Source organism: Pseudonocardia sp. CA-142604, from assembly GCF_050948475.1.
Taxonomy (GTDB): Bacteria; Actinomycetota; Actinomycetes; order Mycobacteriales; family Pseudonocardiaceae; genus Pseudonocardia; species Pseudonocardia alaniniphila.
In genome coordinates this window covers 1,335,431-1,355,852 of sequence record NZ_CP192045.1, presented here as the reverse complement: position 1 = coordinate 1,355,852, position 20,422 = coordinate 1,335,431, and the positions used below count along the sequence as shown (strand labels likewise).

The window sequence follows — 20,422 nt, the reverse complement described above, 5'->3', positions numbered from 1 at the left end:
CAGCGATCACTGGACGCCCTCCTGAGAATCGTGCTCGGGTCGCGGGACCACGGGCAGCCTGCGCAGCCACAGGGCGATCCCGTGGCGGCGGATCAGCGCCGTGATCCGGTGCGTGACGAGAGGCCTGCGCAGCAGCATCCGAACCAGCGACGCCGAGGTGGCCGGCCTGCGGACACCGGTCAGAGTGGCGGCGAGGGCAGTGGTGCCCTGCTGACGCAGCGACACCGACACCGCCAGCCGCTCGCCGGGGACCGGCAGGGACATCGAGTAGTGCCCGTCGACCGGCAGGAACGGCGAGACGTAGAAGTCCTTGACGGTCGTCGCGCGGCCCGCGGCGTCGGGTCGGAGCAGATAGCAGTGCCGCTGCCCGTAGGTGTTGTGCACCTCGGCCACCACGCACTCGAGCGCGCCGTCGGGCTGGTGGCACCAGTAGACGGAGATCGGGTTGAACACGTGACCGAGCACCCTGGCGTTCGTCAGCATCAGCACCTGCCCACCGCGCAGGTCGACATCGTGCAGCGCCAGGAAGGCATCCAGGTTCTGCCGGATCGAACGCTGTGGGTCTCCGAGATGATCTCGGGCACTGAAGCGAGCGAACGGCCGCAGCCAGAGCGGCAGCTCGGGCAGCGCGTCGAGATCGATCAGCCACAGATAGATGCCGTGCCGGAAGGAGCGTTCCATCCGCTGCCTGCGGACGTGGCGCACGCTCGCCTCGTACAGCGCCGGCACCACCACCGTCGCCGACGGGTCGGTCGCTGCCGGCCGGGTCGCGCTGTTCACCACTCCACGCCCAGCGCCGCGGCCGCGCGCACGCCCGCGGCGCACCCGTCCTCGTGGAAACCCCAGCCGTGGTAGGCGCCCGCGAAGGCGACAGGACCGTCGTTGAGCTGCGGCAGCCGCCGTTGCGCGGCCAGCGACTCCGGGGTGTAGATCGGGTGCTCGTAGGTCATCCGTGCGATCACGCGGTCCGGGTCGATCCTGTCGGCGCCGTTGAGGGTGACGACGTAGTCATCGGGCTCGGTGAGTCGCTGCAGCCGGTTCATGTCGTAGCTGACCAGCACCGGCGCGGCCGTGGAGGAGCATTCGGGCTTCAGGTAGTTCCACGAGGCCCGCGCACCGCGCCGCCGGGGCAGCACCGACGTGTCGGAGTGCAGCCACGTCTGGTTGTGCGAGTAGGTGAACGCCCCGAGGACGGCCCGCTCGGCCGTGGTCGGTTCGGCCAGCAGCGCGAGAGCCTGGTCTGGGTGGGTTGCGACGACAACCCGGTCCGGCCGGTGGACGACGTCGGCATGGTCCCGGATCTCGATCCCGTCGCCGGCGCGCACGAGCGCTCGGATCGGCGTCGCGACCCGGACCGCGCCGAGGTTCTTCGCCACCCGCTCCACGTAGCTGCGCGAACCCCCGACGACCGTGCGCCACTGCGGCGACCCGCCCACCGACAGCAGCCCGTGGTGGTCGAGGAACGTGAAGAGGTACCGCGCCGGGTAGGCGAGCGAGACCTGCTCGCCCGCCGACCACACCGCGCTGACCACTGGAAGGAGGAAGTGCTCGGTGAAGTAGCGCGAGTAGCCGCCGACCGCGAGGAACGCACCGAGCGGCACGTCACCCGCCCGGTCGTCCGCCAGCACGCGCCGCGCGTGCCGATGGAACCGCAGAACCTCGGCGAGCATTCGGCCGTAGGCGGGCCGGGCGAAGTTGGCGGCCTGCGGGAAGAGCCCGCCCAGCCCACGAGCACCCGCGTACTCCAGGCCGCAGCCCTGACAACGCACACTCATCGACATGTCCGAGGCCTGGGTCGCCACCCCGAGCTCGCCGAACAGCCGGATCAGGTTGGGGTAGGTGCGTTCGTTGTGGACGATGAATCCGGAGTCGACGAACGCCGTGGCGCCGTCGGAGCTGACCACCTCGTGGGTGTGCGCGTGCCCGCCCAGGCGCCCGTCGGCCTCGAAGAGCGTGACCTCGTATCGGCGCTGCAGCAGGTAGGCAGCGGTCAACCCGGCGATGCCGGAGCCGATCACCGCGGCGGTGGGGCGGCTCATCGTCCGTCTCCGGTGGAGCGAAGACGGGTGTCGGAAGCGAGGATCATGTTCGACTCCAGGTCATCGCGGGGAGACGGGAACCACGGTGCGGAGGCCGCCGGGAGCGGGTTGTCGCAGAGCGTTCGTGATCACGGGGTCCTCCGGTTCGATGCCGAGTGACCCGAGCACGAACCGGCGCACCAGCGACTGCCACGCGCGGGCGCGGTGGAGCATGTAGTGACCTGCGCCCGGCAGCTCGAATCGGGCAGTCCGGCCGGTCACGTGCTTGGCACGCACCGCGTAGGCGTAGGACTCCGCGGGGTCGGTGTAGCGCTCCCGGTCGCCGTGCGCGATCAGCACCGTCCGCCCTGCGAGCTGCTCGACCGGGTCGGAGTCGTCGAGCCATGGCGCAAGGGCGCACACCGCCACCACATTCGGCGCGCCCGCCGCCGTCAGCGCCGCGCGCCCGCCCATCGAGTGCCCGACCAGCACAACCGGAACGCCGGTATGCCGCCTCGCGATCTCGCCCAACGCCCAGTCGGCGTCGAGCGCGGGGTCCTTGAACGGTGCGTTCCAGCCCCGGTAGCGGTAGCGGAGGATGTACACCGTGGGCCCCGCCGCCGCGAGCGTCCACGCGAACGGCAGCATCCGCGCATACGTCAACCGCTTCCGCTCGCCGCTCTCGCGACTCCTCGACCGGCCACCGTGCAGCACCAACACCACCCCGGGCGGGGCGGCGACGGGACGGCCGACGACGTCCAGACGGGGTAAATCCTGATTCTCGGGCACGCAGGGTCCTCAGCAGCGATGGAACGGTTCGCATGGAGTTTCGGATGAACGGCCTCGACGGATCACCGTTGCGATCGACGTCACAAGCGAGCCACGGCCGTTCACATCTCTTTCGGATACGAAAACCTCTTCGTGTCCGTTTGTCCATCGGCCGGCCACCGACCCGACACCGGGCCACCGTGCCCGGCCGAGCACTGACGTCGGACGATCCGCCGGCCGGGCCCGGCGGCCCATTCGTCAGCCCCTACACCTTCGAGAACGGGAACTATTCAGCTGCGGAATGACGTCGACGCTCACCCGCTTCGGGCACCATATGCCGGGTAGCGGTCGAGTTCGCCGCACATGAGCCGGCGGCGTACCGTTTCCATTGCTCGGCCCACCGCTCCCCGGCGGCTCGCTGTCACCATCACTCCTAGCAGTTTTCGCACTCGAATTCGTCCAGCGCACTGCTGAAATGAAAAGGGGTCGCATCGTCGCCGATCTCCACCACTTCGACAACGAGACCGCGCGCTTCACGATCGACATGACAACATCGCTCCAGTATGGTTGTCGACCGTCGGCCGGCGCTGTCAGCCGAAAATCGAACACCCCTGAACGGTAATCGGCCACCAGGCAAATCCGGTTCTCTCCGATCGCCGCCGCAGCACTCGCGGACAACGACATCCGACGTCAGGCCGGTGATCCATCGTGCCCGCACATCATGAGCACCGTCGGGAAGGTCGCAATGAGCAGCACAGCCGTCATCCACAGACTCGTGGAGCTCGCCCGCAATGCGCGGCGCGGCCCCCGGCCAGGAGGCCGATCAGCGTCGCGGCGAACGGGATCGCAGCCGCGAAGACCTTGCTCCCCGACGCCCCCACGGAGCGCACCCTGCGTATCCGGCATAAGAGCCTGGTGGGTCCGCCCGTGGCCGTTCGATGAAGATCTCGACATGCTGCCGCCGAGTGCGCTCGTGCAGTCGAGCGACAACGAGATGCGCTGGATCAAAGTACGCGGGCGTTGGCTACTGAGGGGCTCGTTCCTCCCTCCCGACCTACCGAGCGACGAGCATCTCGACGACCGCTGATTGCGGCGCCCGTACAGCCGTAGGTCGAGGTGAGGGTCATGACCTTGGAGGTTCCAGCCGGTTCCGGGTGTCGTGCGAGGTGCCCGGTCCAGAACCGCACACGCCCGGGGCTGTGCCGGCGTTCCGTTCTGCGGCACGACGCGTTGAGCAGCGCGGCCGCGCCTGGTTGCTTCGAGTCCATGAGTGAGAAGAACGACCAGGTGCGCGCCCGCGTGACGCTGGGACACTCGGACATCACCATGCGTCCGATCGGGCTCGGCTGCATGACCATGTCCCAGTCCTACGGCGACGCCGACCGCGGGGACAGCATCGCGACCCTGCGCGAGGCGATCGAGCTCGGCGTGGGCATGTTCGACACCGCGGATGTCTACGGTGCGGCCGATGCCGCCTTCGGCGCGCCGATCAGAGGCTTCGGGCACAACGAGGAGCTGATCGGGGAGGCGATAGCGGGCCGCCGCGACGAGGTGGTCGTTGCCACCAAGTTCGCCGTGCAGATGAGCGCCGAGGGTGCCGTGCGGCTGGTCGGTGATCCCAGCTACGTCGCCCAGGCGTGCGAGGCCAGCCTGCAGCGGCTGCGCACCGACCACATCGACCTGTACTACTGCCACCGACAGGACCCGTCGGTTCCGATCGAGGAGACCGTCGGCGCACTGGGTGAGCTGGTCACGCAGGGCAAGGTGCGCGCGATCGGGCACTGCGAGCTGTCCGTCGACCAGTTGCGCCGCGCGCACGCCACCTTTCCCCTCTCGGCTTTGCAAAGTGAGTACTCGCTGTGGGAGCGATCGGTCGAGAACGATGGGGTGGTTGCGGCCTGCCGGGAGCTCGGCATCACGCTGGTGCCTTTCAGCCCGCTCGGTCGCGCCATGCTGACCGGGCGGATCGAGCGCAACCAGGTCTTCGACGCCACCGACTTCCGCTCGACCCTCCCCCGATTCCGCGGCGAGAACCTGGAACGGAACATCGACCTCGTGGAGGGCCTCCAGAAGTTCAGCGCGGAAAAGGGCGTCACCCCTGGTCAGGTCGCGCTCGCGTGGCTGCTGGCCCAGCCGCTCGACGTCGTCCCGATCCCCGGGACGAAGCGCATTCACTACTTGCGCGAGAACACGGCCTCGACCGGGGTCGCGTTGAGCGCAGACGAGGTCGCGCTGCTGAGCGCGCTGTTCGACCCCGCGCGCGTGCCGGGCGGGCGCTACCCGGACGCCGAGCGCGGCCGCTGAGCCAGCGCCCGTCGCAGTGCGGGCGCTGCGGCCGCACCGGCGTTGCGCACGTGCTCAGCGTAGCGGGCCGCGGCGGGGTCGGCGCTCGCATGGGTGATCGACAATGCGGCGACGACCGCCCCGTCCGGGCCGCGGAGGGGAACGGCCACCGCGCTGACCCCGGTGCGAGCCTCGTCGGCGTCGAACGCGATCCCGCCCGCGCGAACCCTGGCCAGCTGGTCCAAAAGCATCGCGGGGTCGGTCGCAGTGCGCGGGGTGAACGCCCTCAGGGGCGTGGCCCGCAGGGTGCTCTCGGCCTCGCGGTCGTACGCGAGCAGCGCCTTGCCGATCGCGACACCGTGTGCGGCGAAGCGGTTGCCCGGGCAGGGGCGCGTGGGCGCCTGCCGATGTCCGAAGATCTTCGTCAGGTAGACGACCTCGGGCCCGTCCAGCGCGGCGACGTGCACCGTCTGCCCGGTGAGCGCGAAGAGGTCCGCCGTGTATGGGACGAGCGCGTTGCGGACGAGGTCGGGCTGGGGCGCAGGCGCGTCGCGACCTAGCTGGCGCACGACGTTCCCGACGCGGTAGGCGGTGCCGACGCGCTCGACCATCCCGCTGCGTTCGAGCGCGCCCAGCACCCGGAACGTCGTGGACTTGCTCAGCTTCGTGCGTCGGGCCAGCTCACTGACCCCGAGGCCGGCGCGCTCGCCGTCGAGCGCAACGAGCAGGTCGGCTGCCTTGTCGATGACGGCCCGCTCGTCTCGCTCGATGGGGCGGGTCATGCGTTCATGCTAGCCGCCCGCCCGGCGCAACCTGTGTCTCCTGCGCCTCGGAGGCCCACCGTGGCGCAGGCGCCGGCGCCGGGCTCGACGTTCGAGCAGTGGGCGTGGGGTGACCGCGGCGGATTGGAGCCGAAGTTCTATTCGGGGGGTTTCCATCACCGATTCCGACACCTCACAACATCGGAGGATTGCAGTGTTGAGCCTCGACAACGAACTTTCCTACGCATTCGGCGCGATCGCACCCAGTGCCCCAGCGACACAGCCGGTCGTAGGCGACTGGAAAACCCGGCGGGCGCACATCGACGCCCTCCAGGCGGGGTTCGGCGCCGCTGCAACGCACGATGACCGTACAGAGCTGGTTGATTTCACTGCGCCGACCTCGGACGGCCACAACGTCTCGCTGGGCCTGTACAAGCCGCCGAACGTGCCGAACGTGCTTCTCGTCTACGTCCACGGCGGCGGCCTCATCGCCGGAAGCGTCGCCGCCTACGACCATGTCTGCCGACGCTACGCGGCACAGGCTGGGGTAGCGGTGATCGCGGTCGATTACCGCCTGGCACCCGAATCACCATTCCCGGCAGCCGTCGAAGACTGCGTCGCAGCGACCGAGTGGGCGATCGAACACGCTCGGCAGCGCGTTCCCGGGGCCCGCGTCGCGATCATGGGTGACTCTGCCGGCGGTGGCCTTGCAGCCGCAACGGCGCTCGAGTGCCGCGACCGGGAGATCGGGCCCCTGGCTGCCCAGATACTCGTCTGCCCCATGCTCGATGACCGCACCGCACACGCCGCCCCGGATGCCGAGCCGTTCCTGACATGGTCGGTCGCCGACAACATCACCGGCTGGCGGGCCTACCTCGGCGACAAGTACGGCACCGACGACACGCCTGCTTCCGCTTCGATCGCCCGCGCAGAGTGGTACTACGACCTGCCTATGGCCTATCTCGAGGTCGGGCAGCTGGATCTCTTCTGTATGGAGACCGTTACCTACGCTACGCGGCTCATGGAGCACGGCGTGGCGGTGAACCTCTCGGTACGCCGCGGTGCGTTTCACGGCTTCGACCAGATCGCACCCGACTCCCGTTTGGCGCAAAATGCGTTCGCTGATCGAGTCGCCTTCATCCAGAGCTTGTGACGTGGCCGCCCGGCACCGAGGGCGTACCACGCGACTTCGGTCGACACGAGGCAACGCTTCTGGGCCCATTCACGCAAGGAGATACTGTGAAAACAAAGACAGCCCTCATCACCGGCTCGACGAGTGGAATCGGGCAGGCCACCGCACTCAAGCTCGCCCATGACGGGGTCCGTGTCGTGGTTTCCGGCCGCGATGACCAGCGAGGGCTGGAAGTAGTGGAGCAGATCCGCGCCGCGGGCGGAACGGCCCATTTCGTCGGCGCCGACCTACGTGACGCCCGGTCCGCGGCAGAACTTGCGGCCAAAGCCACCGCGGTCGCGGAGTCCGCGGGCGGATCCCTTGACATCCTGGTGAACAACGCCGCGATCGGGGCCGGTGGCCCGACGGCCGGCACCGAGGAGTCGACTTTCGACTCGGTTCTGGCCACGAACCTGAAGGCGCCGTTCTACCTGGTCGCGAACATCGCACCCGCGATGGCTGCACGCGGCGGGGGTGCGATCGTCAATGTGTCCACGCTGGCGGCCCAGCGCGCGCTCCCTGGCCTGGCGGTCTACGGGGCGAGCAAGGCGGCTCTCGACCTGCTGACCAGGAGCTGGGCGGCCGAGTTCGGCGCCGCTGGAGTGCGGGTGAACTCCGTGAGCCCCGGCCCGACCCGCACGCCGGGAGCCGAGGCGGGTCTGGGGGAGATGCTGCAGCAGCTGGCAGAGCAAGCCCCGCTGGGTTTCGTCGCCGACCCCGAAGACATCGCCGCAGCCATCGCGTTCCTCGCCGGCGACGGGGCTCGCTTCGTCACCGGCGCGGTTCTCGACGTGAGCGGTGGCCGCACGGTCGTCTGAAGGGCGCCGACGCTCTGGGTGGGGGCCACCCCGCGGTTGGCCTCACGCATGCACCTCTGACTCTGATTCCGGACGTCCCGCCTGCCCGTCCGGTCACCGAGGTCGGACCGAGCGGCGCCCGAATCAGCAGCGACGTGCCACGTGCACCCGCGGTATGACTGCGGCGGGCGCGGGAAGCCGCCCCGCGGCAGCGCGTGACTCCGCACCAGCCATGTGACGCCGTCGGCGCCGCTCCCGGCCCGGCTCGCCGATCTCAGCTCCGATCGTTCCGCACGCCCGGATCGCGAGCCGCGGGAGGCGCCGGCGTCCGAATGCTGGTCACGAGACGGGTACGGGTCACTGGCTCGTGCCCGAGCACGCGAGAAGGAGATCCAGGTGGCGACGATCACCGGTCCGGATTCCCCGGCGGCCCAGCCGCGAACGCGCTTGCGCGCCTGGCTCCTCGAGGGGCTCGTCGAGCGCCCGGGTCAGCAGATGGGACCGCACGCCCGGCCGAGCCCCGAACACGTTCGCCACCCGTGGTGGAAGGTCATGTGCCTCACCGGGCTGGACTACTTCTCGACGCTGGGCTACCAGCCGGGCATCGCCGCGCTGGCCGCGGGGTTGCTGTCACCGGTGGCGACCGTGGTGCTGGTCCTCGTGACCCTCGCCGGAGCGCTGCCGGTCTACCGGCGGGTCGCGGCGGAGAGCCCGCACGGGGCAGGGTCGGTCGCGATGCTCGAGCGGTTGCTCACGTTCTGGCAGGGCAAGCTGTTCGTCCTGGTGCTGCTCGGCTTCGCTGCCACCGACTTCCTGATCACGGTCACGCTGTCCACGGCGGATGCCACCGAGCACCTCGTGGAGAACCCGCACGTACCGAGCGCGCTGCAGGGACACGAGGTCGTGATCACGCTCGTGCTCATCGCCCTGCTGGGTGCCGTGTTCCTCAAGGGTTTCACCGAGGCGATGGGGGTCGCGGTCGTCCTCGTCGCGGCCTATCTCGCACTCAACGCCGTCGTCGTGGCGGTCGCGATCTGGCACGTGGTCAGCGCGCCCGCCGTCGTCGGGGAGTGGACCGAGGCACTGACGACCCAGCACAGCAACCCGCTGCTCGTGGTGGGCCTGGCGCTGCTCGTGTTCCCGAAGCTCGCTCTGGGCCTGTCCGGGTTCGAGACGGGCGTGGCCGTCATGCCGCACATCCAGGGCGACCCGACCGACACCGAGGAGCGCCCGCTCGGCCGCATCCGTGGCGCCAGGAAGCTGATGACCACCGCGGCCATCATCATGAGCGTCTTCCTGGTCACCAGCAGCATCGTCACCACGCTGCTCATCCCGCACGCCGAGTTCGAGCCGGGCGGTCAGGCCTATGGACGTGCCCTCGCCTATCTCGCCCACGCGTATCTGGGCGACGGATTCGGCACCCTCTACGACCTGTCCACCATCGCCATCCTGTGGTTCGCCGGGGCCTCGGCGATGGCCGGCCTGCTCAACCTCTTCCCCCGCTACCTGCCGCGTTACGGGATGGCTCCGCACTGGGCTCGTGCGGTGCGCCCGATGGTGCTGGTGTTCACCGCCGTGGCCTTCCTCGTCACGTGGCTCTTCGATGCGGACGTGAACGCGCAGGGCGGCGCCTACGCCACCGGTGTGCTGGTCCTGATCACCTCCGCGGCGGTGGCGGTCACCATCGCCGCCCGGCGTGCCCACCAGCGCGGCTGGACGATCGCCTTCGGCGTCATCTCCGCGATCTTCGTCTACACGACGCTGGCCAACGTCATCGAGCGCCCGGACGGCGTCAAGATCGGGGCCTGCTTCATCGCCGCGATCCTGCTCATCTCGATCCTCTCCAGGCTCCTGCGCGCATTCGAGCTGCGCGTCACGGCGGTGAGCCTCGATGAAGTGGCAGCCGGCTTCCTCGACAACGGCACGCACGAGACGCTGCGGCTCATCGCCAACGAGCCGAACAGCCGGGACGTGACCGAGTACGAGGAGAAGCTGGAGGAGATCCAGCAGGACCATGACATCCCGGCGAGCGCCGACGTGCTCTTCGTCGAGATCACGCTGCGGGACCCGTCGGAGTTCGAGACGGAGCTCGACGTCCGCGGCGAGCTCATGCACGGCCGCTACCGCGTGCTCGCCCTCGAGAGCGCCGCGGTCCCGAACGCGCTCGCGGCGCTACTGCTGCACCTGCGAGACCGCACGGGGCGGCGGCCGCACATCTACTTCGAGTGGACCGAGGGAAACCCGATCACGCACTTCGCCCGCTTCCTGATGTTCGGCCAGGGCGAGGTGGCCCCGATCACCCGCGAGGTGCTGCGGGAGGCCGAACCCGACAGGTCACACCGCCCGCACGTCCACGTCGGCTGACGCAGCCTCGGCGCGTCAGTCCAGCGGAGCCTGTCCGTTTCCGCCGGGGCTACCGGCGAACGCGGGCAGGGTCCGCACCAGATCGGGTGGCAGCCCGATGCCGTCCTCGCTCGTGGGGTTGACCGCGAGCCAGATGTCGTCCGACGGCCAGTTCGCGGCGAGTTGCACGATGGGGATGCGAATCGCGGTGCCTACCTCCGCCCCCGCCGACTGCAGCGCGTCCTCCGAGGTGAAGACGGGGACGTAGCGCCTGCCGTCGTGCTCGATGACGGGCAGTGAGATCGCACCCTCTGGCGGCTCTTCGCCGTCGGGCGACGGCGCTTGCGGCAGCAGCCCGATGGTCGTCGCAAGGCCGCGCAGAATTTCTGTGGTATCCGCGGCCCGGCCGGCGGCGGTGTCGTTCGTCGCGGCATCATCCGGGGTCGACGTCATCGTCTCGTCCTTTCCTGGGAAGGCGCTTCACGCCGTGTGCAGATTGGACGTGTACTGGCGGGCCGGCCTCGCGACCCAGAGACGATTGGTGCGGTCACGTACGCAGAAAGCGTACCGCCGACCGATAGCGGGCTCTCCTGCAGGCGGAATGCGCGTTGGCGGGGTTCCTTTACGCCGGACGGCCCAGAGTCCGCGTCGACGGGCTCCCGCCCGACAGCGGCGCGGGAAGCGCCAAGCGGTCGCCAGGGCCTCACGGGACCCGGGCGACCGCTGGGACAACAGGGCTAATGGCTCACACCGCGGCGGCTGTACGCCCCCACGGCGATCGCCACGCCGATCGCCGCCACGACGACCTGCAGAATGATCTGTATCCACGCGATGCCGCCGCTGGCGTTGCTGTAGCCGAATGCCTGGGCGATGAAGCCGCCGATGAAGGCGGCGATGATGCCGATGACGATCGTCAGCCAGATGGGAATCGGCTGACGGCCGGGCACGACGAGGCGTCCGAGGGCGCCGATGATGAGCCCGACAATGATGGCAGAGATGATGCCGGTGATCGCCATTTCCACTCCTGTCGTTGGAACAGTCGGGATACCCGATCCGCTGATTCCTACTCACGTTCGGCGGACGGCGACGACATTTCCAGGGACGAACGGCACAGATGGGCACGAGGCGGACGGCGGTGGGGGCCGAGGTCAGACGGCGCGTGCAGGCGCAGGACCATCGCCTGGCTCCCCATGCGCGTCGGCGCCGGTCCTGCCGCTGCTCTCGCGAGTCGGGCCGGGTGGCGGCGTCACCGGGTTCGGTCGCAGGCCTGCGGGAAGGCACCCGAGGGCTTTCGGGCTCAGCTCCCGAGAAGCTTCGCCTTCGCGGCCGCGAACTCCGCATCGTCGAGCAGCCCGGACGTCTTCATGTCGGCCAGGCGCTGCAGCTGCGACATGAGATCGTCCCCGCCTCGCGCGGGAGCGGGCGCGGGCGGCGCCGCGGGCGTGCTCGCGAGCTCGGCCTGAGCGGAGGCCTGGTCGGCCTGGGTCGTCTGCTGATCCTGTTGGGCCTGTGCCCTGGCGTCGGCCCGGCGGCGCACCCCTCCCGACACCGCCGTGGCGGTGCCGGCGATGACGGCCGTCCTGGCCATGGTCCCCAGCAGCCCGGGGCGACCGATCCGTCCACGCATGATCTCTCCTGAGAGGCAGTCGCCGTCAGGGCTGGTCCGGGACCGTTGCGAGAACCTCGTCGACGACGGCGCCCGGGATCCGGATGTTCGCGGCGAGGACACCCCCCGACGCGACCACGGCCTGGCGCAGCGGCAGGGCCCAGGTGTGCTCGAACACCAGGATCGCGGCGGAGTCGCCAGGGGGCAGGGATGCGGTCAGCTCCGCGATGTCCTCGTCGGAGACCAGGCCCTCGGCATGGTCCAGGATCTCGAGCAGCGGTGCGGCATCGTGCGCTTCATCGAGCTCGGAGAACTCGGTGAAGGAGGCCTTGCCCTTGTCGTCCTTGCGCACCAGCAGGCCGTCGATGACCGTGATGGTGCGCGACTCCACGAGCCTGCGCAGCTCGGGCATCATCCCGCCGGTGAACTTGCTTCCGGGGAACTCGATCACGAGCAGTTCGATGGGGCCCATGCCCGCGAGCCTGCTGTCGGCCCGGCCCGGCCACATCCCTCGCCGCGGGTGACTGCGCCTCATCAGCGGGGGCGGCGTGGCGAGGCAGCACGGCACGCGCTGATCAGCTCGACGAGTCCGGGTAAGGCAGGTCGATGAGCTGGTCGACGAGCCGCCGGTACTGCCCGTCCAGGTAATCCCGGACCTCGTGCAGGTGGCGTCGGTCCAGCTCGAGCGCGTCGCGCAGCGGTTCGGACAGCAGGCGGGCGAACGCGGCGGAGACGGTATCGCGTACCGGCGCGCCGATGTCGACCCCAGGCTTGTACCCGTCTTCGTGATGCCTGGCCGAATAGGGGGCGGTGGCGGTGGACCAGTAGAGCAGCCGGGTGGCCAGCTCGATCAGCTCGGGCACTGGTAGCGGCTGCCCGGCCAGGTAGGCCGCCACCGCGAGGCGCTGGGCCAGACCGCGGACGTGATGCGGCACGCTCAGGTGCTTGTTCAGAGGCCGCTTGCCCCAGTAGTAGGCCAAGCCCCGCTTCAGGTCCCGGTGTGCCGTGCGGCGGTCCTTCCGGGGCAGCCGCATGCCCTTGATGATCGTGTCGAGCTCCTCCTCGGCGGCCGCCGTGATCAGCGACTCCAGCGCGTCCTTGGTGACCGTCGGTTGCGGAGCGCGGGCCAGCGTGGCCAGGTGGTGCTGGTCGAGGTAGTGGGCCGCCAGGCCCGCCCAGTCCGGCCGATCGGCGAACACGGCCACGACACGGCTCCGCTCGGCCTGGTGATCATCGATGAGCCGCCACGCTTCGTCCCAGCCACGCGTGCCCAGCTCGTCGAGCACCCGGGTGGGCACCCAGCCACGAGAGATGTCTCGCTGCATGAAATAGCCGTCTGCCGATGGGCCGGCCGCGCGTTCGGCCAGCTCGGCGATCAGCCGGCGCTGCTCGCCGGTGAAGCCGTCCCAGGCGGCGAACAGCGCCTCGGTGAGCACGTGCAGCACCCCGACCGGGTCAGCGGCGTAGACCACCAGCACCTCCCCCTCGGTGCGAGCAAGTGCGTCCACCTCCCGCCCTGCCGGGTCGGCGATCAGGGCTTCCAGCAGGTGGAACCGCACCGTCGGGACCGGCTGCCCCGTCGGTAGTGGCCCGCCGCGCAGCAGCACGATGGTGTGCTCGACATAGCCGCGCAGCACGGCGTACTGCGGGTCGAACCCCGCCGGTGTGGACACCTCTTTGCTCAGCTGCTCTGCCCACTCGTCACGAGTGGGCTGGTCCAGCTCGACGGCGCCCGCCGACTCCGCGTCCCAGTCGGTCGCCAGCGGTGAACCCAGCGGAACCCGGGCGGCGGCGAACAGGTGCGGGCGCCGTGCCCGGAACGCCACCCATCCCACGCCCTCACCCGCCGGCTCGGCGCCCACGATCGGCGCGTGCTGCTGCCGGTCGGTGGGCACCTCGACGCGAACCAGCCGCTGCGCACCGCCGTAGGGCGTCTCCGGCCGCAACAACACGCTCAGCTCCGGTGACGCAGTGCCGATCAGGGCGTCGGTGGCCAGCTCGCGGACCCGCTGTAGTTCAGTCGAGTCGGTGTGGCGGCCCCAGGTGACGTTGCGGACCGCAAGGTAGATCAGCTCGGTGTCGGTCGGCCACACCCCGACCCGCTCGGTGATCGCCCGCAGATAGCGCAGCTCGACCTCGATCTCCCAGCGGCGCGGGCCGCCCGCATCGCGTTCGGCCCGGCGCAACGCCTGCGACAGCGACCGACGCCGGTCCCCGGTCAGCTCCTTCTCACCCGCGAGCAACTGGTGCAACCCGGCCAGCGCGTTGACGTACTCCGCGCGCAGTTCCGGCTCGGGCAACTCGGGAAGCCGCGCCTCGTCGATGGCAGCGGTGTGGAACTCCGCGGCGTAGCGCAGCGCCAGCTCCTGCCACGCCGGCAGCTCGGCGAACCGCGCGATGATCTCTGCCCGGACCCGCTCGTACCCCCACACCAGCAACACCCGGCCCGACGGGTTGCGCACTGCCAGCTCACGCAGCTCGCTCCGGGCGCGGGCGCTGAGCCACCCGGGCCGGGCCTTCCACGCCTTACCCGGATGATCCGGGCCGTCCACCGTCCGCTCGGCCAGCACCGCGAGCACGTGCGCCTGCGCCGGATCGAACCCGAGGGCGGGGGCCAGCGCCGACTTCAGGACCTCGTGCAGCAGCCCGACCTCATCGCTCGCGAAGACCTCACGCACCCCGTCACGCTCGGCGTGCCCGGCGTCCGCGGCCAACCCGAGGACCGTGTCGGTCACCAGCCCGGGAGCCACATCGGCCAGCCAGTGCAACCGCACCGGCACGACCTCCCGCCACCGCTGCCCGAGCGGCAGCCCACGCAACAACCCGATCGTCGCCTGCACCATCTCCCGCAGCAGCTCGGCCTGTGCCGGCGCCGACGCCGGCGGCGCGGTCGCGCTCAGCCGCCACTCCAACCGGCCTGCCAGCTCGCGGCGGGCGTCGATCGTCATCTCCTCGCCGGTCAGCAGGGCGCCGTGCCACCAGGCCTCCAGCTCGCTGCCGTGCGGCTTGCGCAAGCCCGCGCCGGACCGCGTCAGCGCGTCCGCCCAGCCGAACCACTCCGCGGCGATCGGGGCGGCGTCGGCGTCGTGCGGGGCCCCGGTGTGCTCGGGGTGCTCAGCGAGGTGGAACTCGACCTCGTGGGTCAGCAGTCGCTCCCACCACCGCCGTACGCCGTCGGGGTCCAGCGCGTACCGCGCGGCGATCTGCTCCGCCACGGCACGGGTGATCACCACGACGCCACGCTCGGCCCAGCCGAACGCCACCACACCCGCCACCGGGAACCGCCCGTCCCACACCTGGACCGACACCCCCGGCGGAGCACGAGGCATCGCCGAGGTCAGCTCGTCCAGCGGCGTCATCGTTTCCCCGTCGGAGGTCCGCAACGCAGCGATCACCTGCTCGCGCTGGGAATCGGTCAGCGGATGCTCGGCCACGGCCCCGCCGTGGCCTGCACCGGGAATCCCGGCCAGGAACGCGGCGATGAGTTGAGGGCCGAGGAAGTGGGCAGGGCCGGAGGCGCTGCCGTAGCTCTGGATGCCGGCCACCGCGCCGTCGGGGTCGAGGACCGGGGCGCCGGAGAGCCCGGGAGGCCCGGCCATCGCCAAGGTCAGGTGTACGTCGTTCTCGGTGACCGGACCGCGGTTGAGCATCCACCGACCGCCCGGGTAGCCGGCGGCGGTCAGAGGGGTGCCCGTCGCAACCGGGGTGTCGCGCAGCCGGGCGGCCGGGCGGCCGAGACCGGGCACGGTGAGCACCACCAGATCAACCAGCCCGTCCTGCACCGGGACGCCCGCCTGCAGGGTGTGTGCCAGTGACCGTTGGGCAGGCTCGGCGTGCACACCGAACTCGCTCGCCCGCAGCGTCGCGACTGCGCTGACCGCCAGCCCGTCCACGCGCAACGTGGCCGGGTCCACGTCGAACACGGTGTGCGCCACCGACAACACGGTTTCCGGGGCGATCACCACACCGCTGGCCACCGCGTCCAGCTCCGTGTCGCGGACCTGACCGGTGACACGCACCACCGAGTCGAGCGCCGCGGCGATGCGGTGCTGCGCCGGCTGGGTCGTGGTGGTCATCCCGCTGGGGTAGTAGTTGACCAACTCGCCGTGCGAGGTCACCAGCATCAGCCCGTGCCCGGCCACCTCACCGCGGTAGACCCGCAGGTCACCGATGTCGTGAACAGGGGCGCCGGATGCGTGCCAAGCCGTGGCGATCAGCTCGAACGTCGGGATCTCCCGCCATGCCATCGGCTCCTGGTCGCGGTGCAGCCGCCGCAGGTCGGGCAGGCGCCGCACGGCGTGCCCCAGCGGGTCGAGGCCCGAGTCCCGGCTCGGCCCGACATGCAGCCCCATGATGAACAGCTCGGGGTCGCCACTCGCGGCGGCCCGCGCCAGACCGATCACCGGGCGCCCGTCGCGAAGCGCCGGACGGAAGCCTGCCTCGGCCGGGGCGGCAAGCACCGACCTCCACGGCACCAGCTGCGGGTGGGCGGCGATGGCGACCGTCACGGCAGCCCCGTCCACCCCCAGCCGGTCGACCATCTCGATCAGCCGGCCGCTCCATCGTGGCTGGGTGGCCAGGTACTCCATGATCAACGCGCCCAGCTCACCGGACGGACCCGCCACCGCGCCGGGTTTCCCGACGCCGGGCCGGTAAGGACGGGCCGCCAGCCGCAGCAGCTCCCGCGGCGCGGGCAGCGGCATGGCCTGCACCGCTGCCTCGGGCAGCTCCGGGCTGACGATACGAACCAGCTCACGTTCCGCGATCAACCCACGGTCCGAACGGGACAGCCGGCGAGCGACGGCCAGGGTGGCCGGGTCGACGAACACCGCGCGAACCCCGTCCCGGTCCCGGGTGACGAAATACAGCAGCGCGAGCTCACGGGCACCCGGAGCGCGGATCAGCTGGTCGAATCGGCGCCGCAACCCGGGCAGCACGTACACCCGCACACCGTGCGCAGCCCAGCGACCACGCGGGTCCGCCCGCCGGTAGTCACGATCGCCAGGACCCAACGGCGCACCCGGGCGCTCGTCGTGCAACTCCTGCACCGCCTGCTCAGCCGCCACCAGCTCCCTCTCATCCAGCGCGGTGGGCTCGGCCTCGTGCAACGTCACGGCGATCGCGCCGCTCCGGTCGGTGTCGGGCGCCCGGCTGCCGCCGGCAGGTGGCCCGGTGGCCGGGGGCAGCGCAGGCGACCGGAGGTCGGCAGGGATCGCGTAGCGGACCAGCCGCGTCGAACCGCCGTACTGCCGTTCCGGGCGCACCAGGAGACCCAGCTCAGGCGACGCGGTGCCGATCAGCACCTTGGTGGCCTGCCAGCGGACCCCTGCCAGCTGCAGGGAGTCGGTGTGCCGGCCCCAGGTGACGTTGCGGACCGCCAGGTAGACGAGCTCGGGGTCGGTGGGCCAGACCCCGGCCCGCTCGGTGATGACCCGCAGAGAACGCAGCTCGACCTCGATCTCCCACCGGCTCGGAGCGCCTGCCTCGCGTTCGGCCTTCCGCAGCGCCTGGGACAGCGAGCGACGCTGTCTCCAGGTCAGGCTCTTGTCCCCGGCGACCAACTGCCGCAGCCCGATCAGCGCACTGTCGTACTCCGAGCGCAGGTCGAGCTCGGACAGCTCGGGAAGCCGCGCTTCCTCGATGGCGGCCGCGTGGAACTCCGCGGCGTAGCGCAGCGCCAGCTCGCGCCACTCCGGCAGCTCCGCGAACCGGCTGCTGATCTCGGCACGGACCTGCTCGTACCTCCACACCAGCAACACCCGCGCCGGCGGGTTGCGCACCGCCAGCTCGCTCAGCTCGGCCTGGGCGCGGGCAGTCAGCCAGCCGGGCCGAGCCCTCCACCGCTCACCCCGATGATCCGGGCCGTCCACGAGCCGCTCGGCCAGCACTGCGAGCACGTGCGCCTGTGCCGGCCGGAACCCGGCGGCCGGGGCAAGCGCGGCCTTGACGACCTCGTGCAGCAGCCCGACCTCGTCACGTGCGAAGACCTCACGCACCCCGTCACGCTCGGCGTGCCCGGCGTCGGCGGCCGACCCGAAGATCGTGTCGACCAGCCTCCCGGAAGGCATGTCGGCCAACGAGTGCAGCCGCGTCGGCGCGACCTCGCGCCAGCTCTCACTCATCGGCTCTCCGCGCAACAAGCGCAGGGTCGCCTGCACCATCTCGCGCAGCAGTCCGGCCTGCTCCACAGCCGACGCCGGTGACCGGGTCCGGTGCAACCGCCGCTCCAACCGATCGGCCAGCTCCCGGCGGGCGACCATGGTCATCTCGTCGCCGGTCAACAGCGAACCGGTGAACCACGCGTCGATCTCGCTGCCGTGCGGCTTGCGCAACCCGGCCGACGGACGCCGAGCCGTGACCGGCCGGACGAACCATTCGTCGGCGATCGGGGCGGCGTCCGCGTCGTGCCGCGGCCCGGTGTGTTCGGGGTGCTCACGGAGGTGGAACTCGACCTCGTGGGCCAGCAGCCGCTCCCACCACCGCTGCACGCCCTCCGGGTCCACCGCGTACCGCGCCGCGATCTGCGCGGCCGTCGACCGCGTGATCACCACGACACCGCGCTCGGCCCAGCCGAACGCGACCACACCCGGCGCCGGGAACTCTGCGTCCCGGACCTGAACCGACACTCCTGGCGGAGCACGCGGCATGGCCGAGGTCAGCTCCTCCAGGGGCGTCATCTGGTCGTGGGACGCCCGCAAGGCCTCGACCACCCGCTCCCGCTGGGAATCGGTCAACGGGTGACTCGCCACCGCCCCGCCGCCCTGGCCGGCGGCGGGAACGTCGGCTGCCGCCGTCAGGGGTGCGCCGCACTCCTCGCAGAACCGTGCGCTCGACTCGGCGCGGAGGCCACACTGAGCGCAAGTCGGCGCTGCGCTGGTCGCCGCGAGATCGCGCTGGGCGGTGGTGAGCAGACGCTCGGCGAGGTCGAGCGAGTCGTGTATCCGCGACGGCGGGCCCGGCTGGTGCTCGCCGTGGGCGATCAGTACCCGCAGCGTGGCGAGCTCGCCGGTCAGCCGGGTGTGCAGCTGGTGCAGGTGCTCGGCGCCCGCCGGACGCAGATGACTGACGTCCTCCCACACCATGTGTGCCCGCACCGAACCGGTCGGGTCGTCGGTGATCCGGACGTCGCGAACCAGGAAGGTGGAACCGGGGATGAAGGTCAGCTCGTGGAACCGGGTGCCGGTGATGGCCGCCATCAACGGCCAGGAGTCCCGTCCGGTGCGGGAACGGACCTCGATCGTGACAGGGCTCTCGGAGTAGTAGCTGGTACGCAGCCCCTCGACGGGATCTACCGCACCCGCAGAGAGATCCGGCAGCTCGGTGCTGACGAATCCGCGGTCGACAACCAGCCCGCCCACCGGGTGGGTGCGCGGCAGGTCGGCGATGGCCTCCTGCGACAACCAGATTCCGCGGTAGCCGGAGACGCCCTCCCCCGCGCTCAGCTGGTTGAACCCGGACACCGCGACCCGGATGAACATCTCGTACCGGGCGATCAACCCGGCATCGCCCGAGCGCAGCGCCGCGTTGGGCTCCGCATACAACGCCGACAGATACACCAACACCGCGTGCAGATCCGCGCGGGGAACACGCTCGGCCAACCCACCCAACCGATCGATCGCGCGATGGATCGCCGCATCGGCCAGGGAGGTGACCGGCGGATCGGCCAGATAGCGACGCCGATCGGCATCCGACACCCGAAAGTCCGGGTTGCCGAAGTACTCGCCGTACCGGCCGTCGGCAACGGCCTCGCCCACCGGGAGCGGGTCGACGCCCAGGCTCGCGAGCACCGGATGACCGGCCAGTACCTCCTCCACCGCGCGCAGCAGCGCAGTGGCCAACCGCGCGGCATCCCGGTCGTGGCGCTGCCCGGTGTGCTCATCGCCGTCGATGTGGAACCCGAGCTCGTGACCCAGCAGCTCGGCCCACCAATCGGCGAACGCCGGGTCGGCACCGATCAACCGCTCCACGACACGCGCCACCCGGACCGGAACAACGATCACACCCTCGGGGGCGTGCTCGGCGTCGCGCCGGCCGAACGCGATCAGCGAACCGCCGTCACCCAGGTCGTCCTCGACGATCCGCACCAACGCCGCGCCCCGCGGCGGGCCGCGCGCCAGATGCGGGAACTCCTCGCCGGACAACGGACGCCCACCCCGCAGCGCGACCGGCAACCGCGCGATCACCTCACCGCGCACCCGGCCGTTCATGCCGCCGGCGGCCACCGGGCCGCCGCCGCTCTGCCGGCCGGGAGCGGCACCGATGCCGTAGATCGCGAAGGCGTGGTGCAGCGCCTCGACGATCCGCTCGTTCTGGGCGTCGGTGTTGCCGGCGTTGTAGTGACCGCTGTGGGCCGTGACCCGCTCGACGACGACCCGGCCCCGGTCCAGTGCCAGCCACGCGGTGAAGGCCAGCTGCACATCGTGCCCGGCGGCCGCCACGGCATGGCTGAACTCCGGGTCCTGCCCGCCGGGGTTGGGCAGGGTGGCCGGGATGATCCATATCCTGCCGTCGAGGTCGACCACGCCCTTGACCTCAGGCTGAACCCGGACGATGGCAGCGGCACCGACGCTGTCGAGCGGCGTACGGACGACGTCGTACTCACCGGCCAGCCGCACCTCGACCGGGTAGTTCTCCGGCCGCAGGTTCGGCCGGGGTGTGGTGATCCCGATCAGTCG

14 protein-coding genes (1 of these 14 only partly in view) are annotated in these 20,422 nt (G+C 70.8%); 5 read left to right on the top strand and 9 right to left on the bottom strand.

The annotated features are described in order from the left end of the window. Positions 1–6: 6 nt before the first annotated feature. From ACQPZQ_RS06395 to ACQPZQ_RS06385, 3 genes are read right to left on the bottom strand one after another with little or no spacing between them, the layout of a single operon-like run. Positions 7–780, bottom strand: coding sequence for a DUF1365 domain-containing protein (locus ACQPZQ_RS06395; protein WP_433292977.1), 774 nt, complete (start codon positions 778–780; stop codon positions 7–9). Next, positions 777–2,039, bottom strand: coding sequence for an NAD(P)/FAD-dependent oxidoreductase (locus tag ACQPZQ_RS06390; RefSeq protein ID WP_433292975.1), 1,263 nt, complete (start codon positions 2,037–2,039; stop codon positions 777–779). The genes ACQPZQ_RS06395 and ACQPZQ_RS06390 overlap by 4 nt, the downstream gene beginning before the upstream one ends. 60 nt (positions 2,040–2,099) lie before the next feature. Beyond that, positions 2,100–2,807, bottom strand: a complete 708-nt coding sequence (locus ACQPZQ_RS06385) for an alpha/beta hydrolase (RefSeq protein WP_433292973.1) — start codon at positions 2,805–2,807, stop codon at positions 2,100–2,102. 931 nt (positions 2,808–3,738) lie between these two features. Between ACQPZQ_RS06385 and ACQPZQ_RS06380 the strand changes: the two genes are divergently transcribed. Both ACQPZQ_RS06380 and ACQPZQ_RS06375 read left to right on the top strand, forming a co-directional pair. Next, entirely contained in the window at positions 3,739–3,873 is a 135-nt protein-coding gene (locus tag ACQPZQ_RS06380; RefSeq protein ID WP_433292971.1) for a hypothetical protein, read from the top strand. 239 nt (positions 3,874–4,112) lie between these two features. Further along, on the top strand, positions 4,113–5,090 hold the full coding sequence (locus ACQPZQ_RS06375) for an aldo/keto reductase (RefSeq protein WP_433299047.1): 978 nt from the start codon (positions 4,113–4,115) through the stop codon (positions 5,088–5,090). On the opposite strand, the gene ACQPZQ_RS06370 is transcribed toward ACQPZQ_RS06375, so the two are convergent. Continuing rightward, on the bottom strand, positions 5,063–5,851 hold the full coding sequence (locus tag ACQPZQ_RS06370; protein WP_433292969.1) for an IclR family transcriptional regulator: 789 nt from the start codon (positions 5,849–5,851) through the stop codon (positions 5,063–5,065). The genes ACQPZQ_RS06375 and ACQPZQ_RS06370 overlap by 28 nt on opposite strands. Positions 5,852–6,047: 196 nt before the next feature. Here ACQPZQ_RS06370 and ACQPZQ_RS06365 point away from each other — a divergent pair, with 196 nt between their 5' ends. The 3 genes from ACQPZQ_RS06365 (at position 6,048) to ACQPZQ_RS06355 (ending at position 10,162) form a co-directional block, all read left to right on the top strand. Beyond that, positions 6,048–6,983 carry an alpha/beta hydrolase gene (locus tag ACQPZQ_RS06365; protein WP_433292967.1) on the top strand — a complete coding sequence of 312 codons (936 nt, stop codon included), beginning with the start codon at positions 6,048–6,050 and terminating at the stop codon, positions 6,981–6,983. Positions 6,984–7,069: 86 nt separating this feature from the next. Next, positions 7,070–7,819 carry an SDR family NAD(P)-dependent oxidoreductase gene (locus ACQPZQ_RS06360; RefSeq protein WP_433292965.1) on the top strand — a complete coding sequence of 250 codons (750 nt, stop codon included), beginning with the start codon at positions 7,070–7,072 and terminating at the stop codon, positions 7,817–7,819. A 375-nt stretch (positions 7,820–8,194) separates the two neighbouring features. Continuing rightward, positions 8,195–10,162 carry an amino acid transporter gene (locus ACQPZQ_RS06355; protein ID WP_433292963.1) on the top strand — a complete coding sequence of 656 codons (1,968 nt, stop codon included), beginning with the start codon at positions 8,195–8,197 and terminating at the stop codon, positions 10,160–10,162. Between the two features lie 15 nt (positions 10,163–10,177). Here the strand turns inward: ACQPZQ_RS06355 and ACQPZQ_RS06350 are convergent, their stop codons facing one another. From ACQPZQ_RS06350 to ACQPZQ_RS06330, 5 genes are all read right to left on the bottom strand, one after another. Then, positions 10,178–10,594: an SseB family protein gene (locus tag ACQPZQ_RS06350; protein WP_433292961.1), complete on the bottom strand. Its 417-nt coding sequence runs from the start codon at positions 10,592–10,594 to the stop codon at positions 10,178–10,180. A 284-nt stretch (positions 10,595–10,878) separates the two neighbouring features. Next, positions 10,879–11,157: a GlsB/YeaQ/YmgE family stress response membrane protein gene (locus ACQPZQ_RS06345; protein ID WP_433292959.1), complete on the bottom strand. Its 279-nt coding sequence runs from the start codon at positions 11,155–11,157 to the stop codon at positions 10,879–10,881. A gap of 281 nt (positions 11,158–11,438) precedes the next feature. Then, entirely contained in the window at positions 11,439–11,768 is a 330-nt protein-coding gene (locus ACQPZQ_RS06340; RefSeq protein WP_433292957.1) for an SHOCT domain-containing protein, read from the bottom strand. Between the two features lie 25 nt (positions 11,769–11,793). Then, a complete protein-coding gene (locus ACQPZQ_RS06335; RefSeq protein ID WP_433292955.1) occupies positions 11,794–12,219 on the bottom strand; it encodes a DUF6325 family protein in 426 nt (141 codons plus the stop codon). A 103-nt stretch (positions 12,220–12,322) separates the two neighbouring features. Then, positions 12,323–20,422, bottom strand: the 3' portion of a protein-coding gene (locus tag ACQPZQ_RS06330) for a LysM peptidoglycan-binding domain-containing protein (RefSeq protein WP_433292953.1). It continues 20,928 nt past the right edge of the window; the window shows 8,100 of its 29,028 coding nt (coding positions 20,929–29,028); its start codon lies beyond the right edge, outside the window; the stop codon is at positions 12,323–12,325.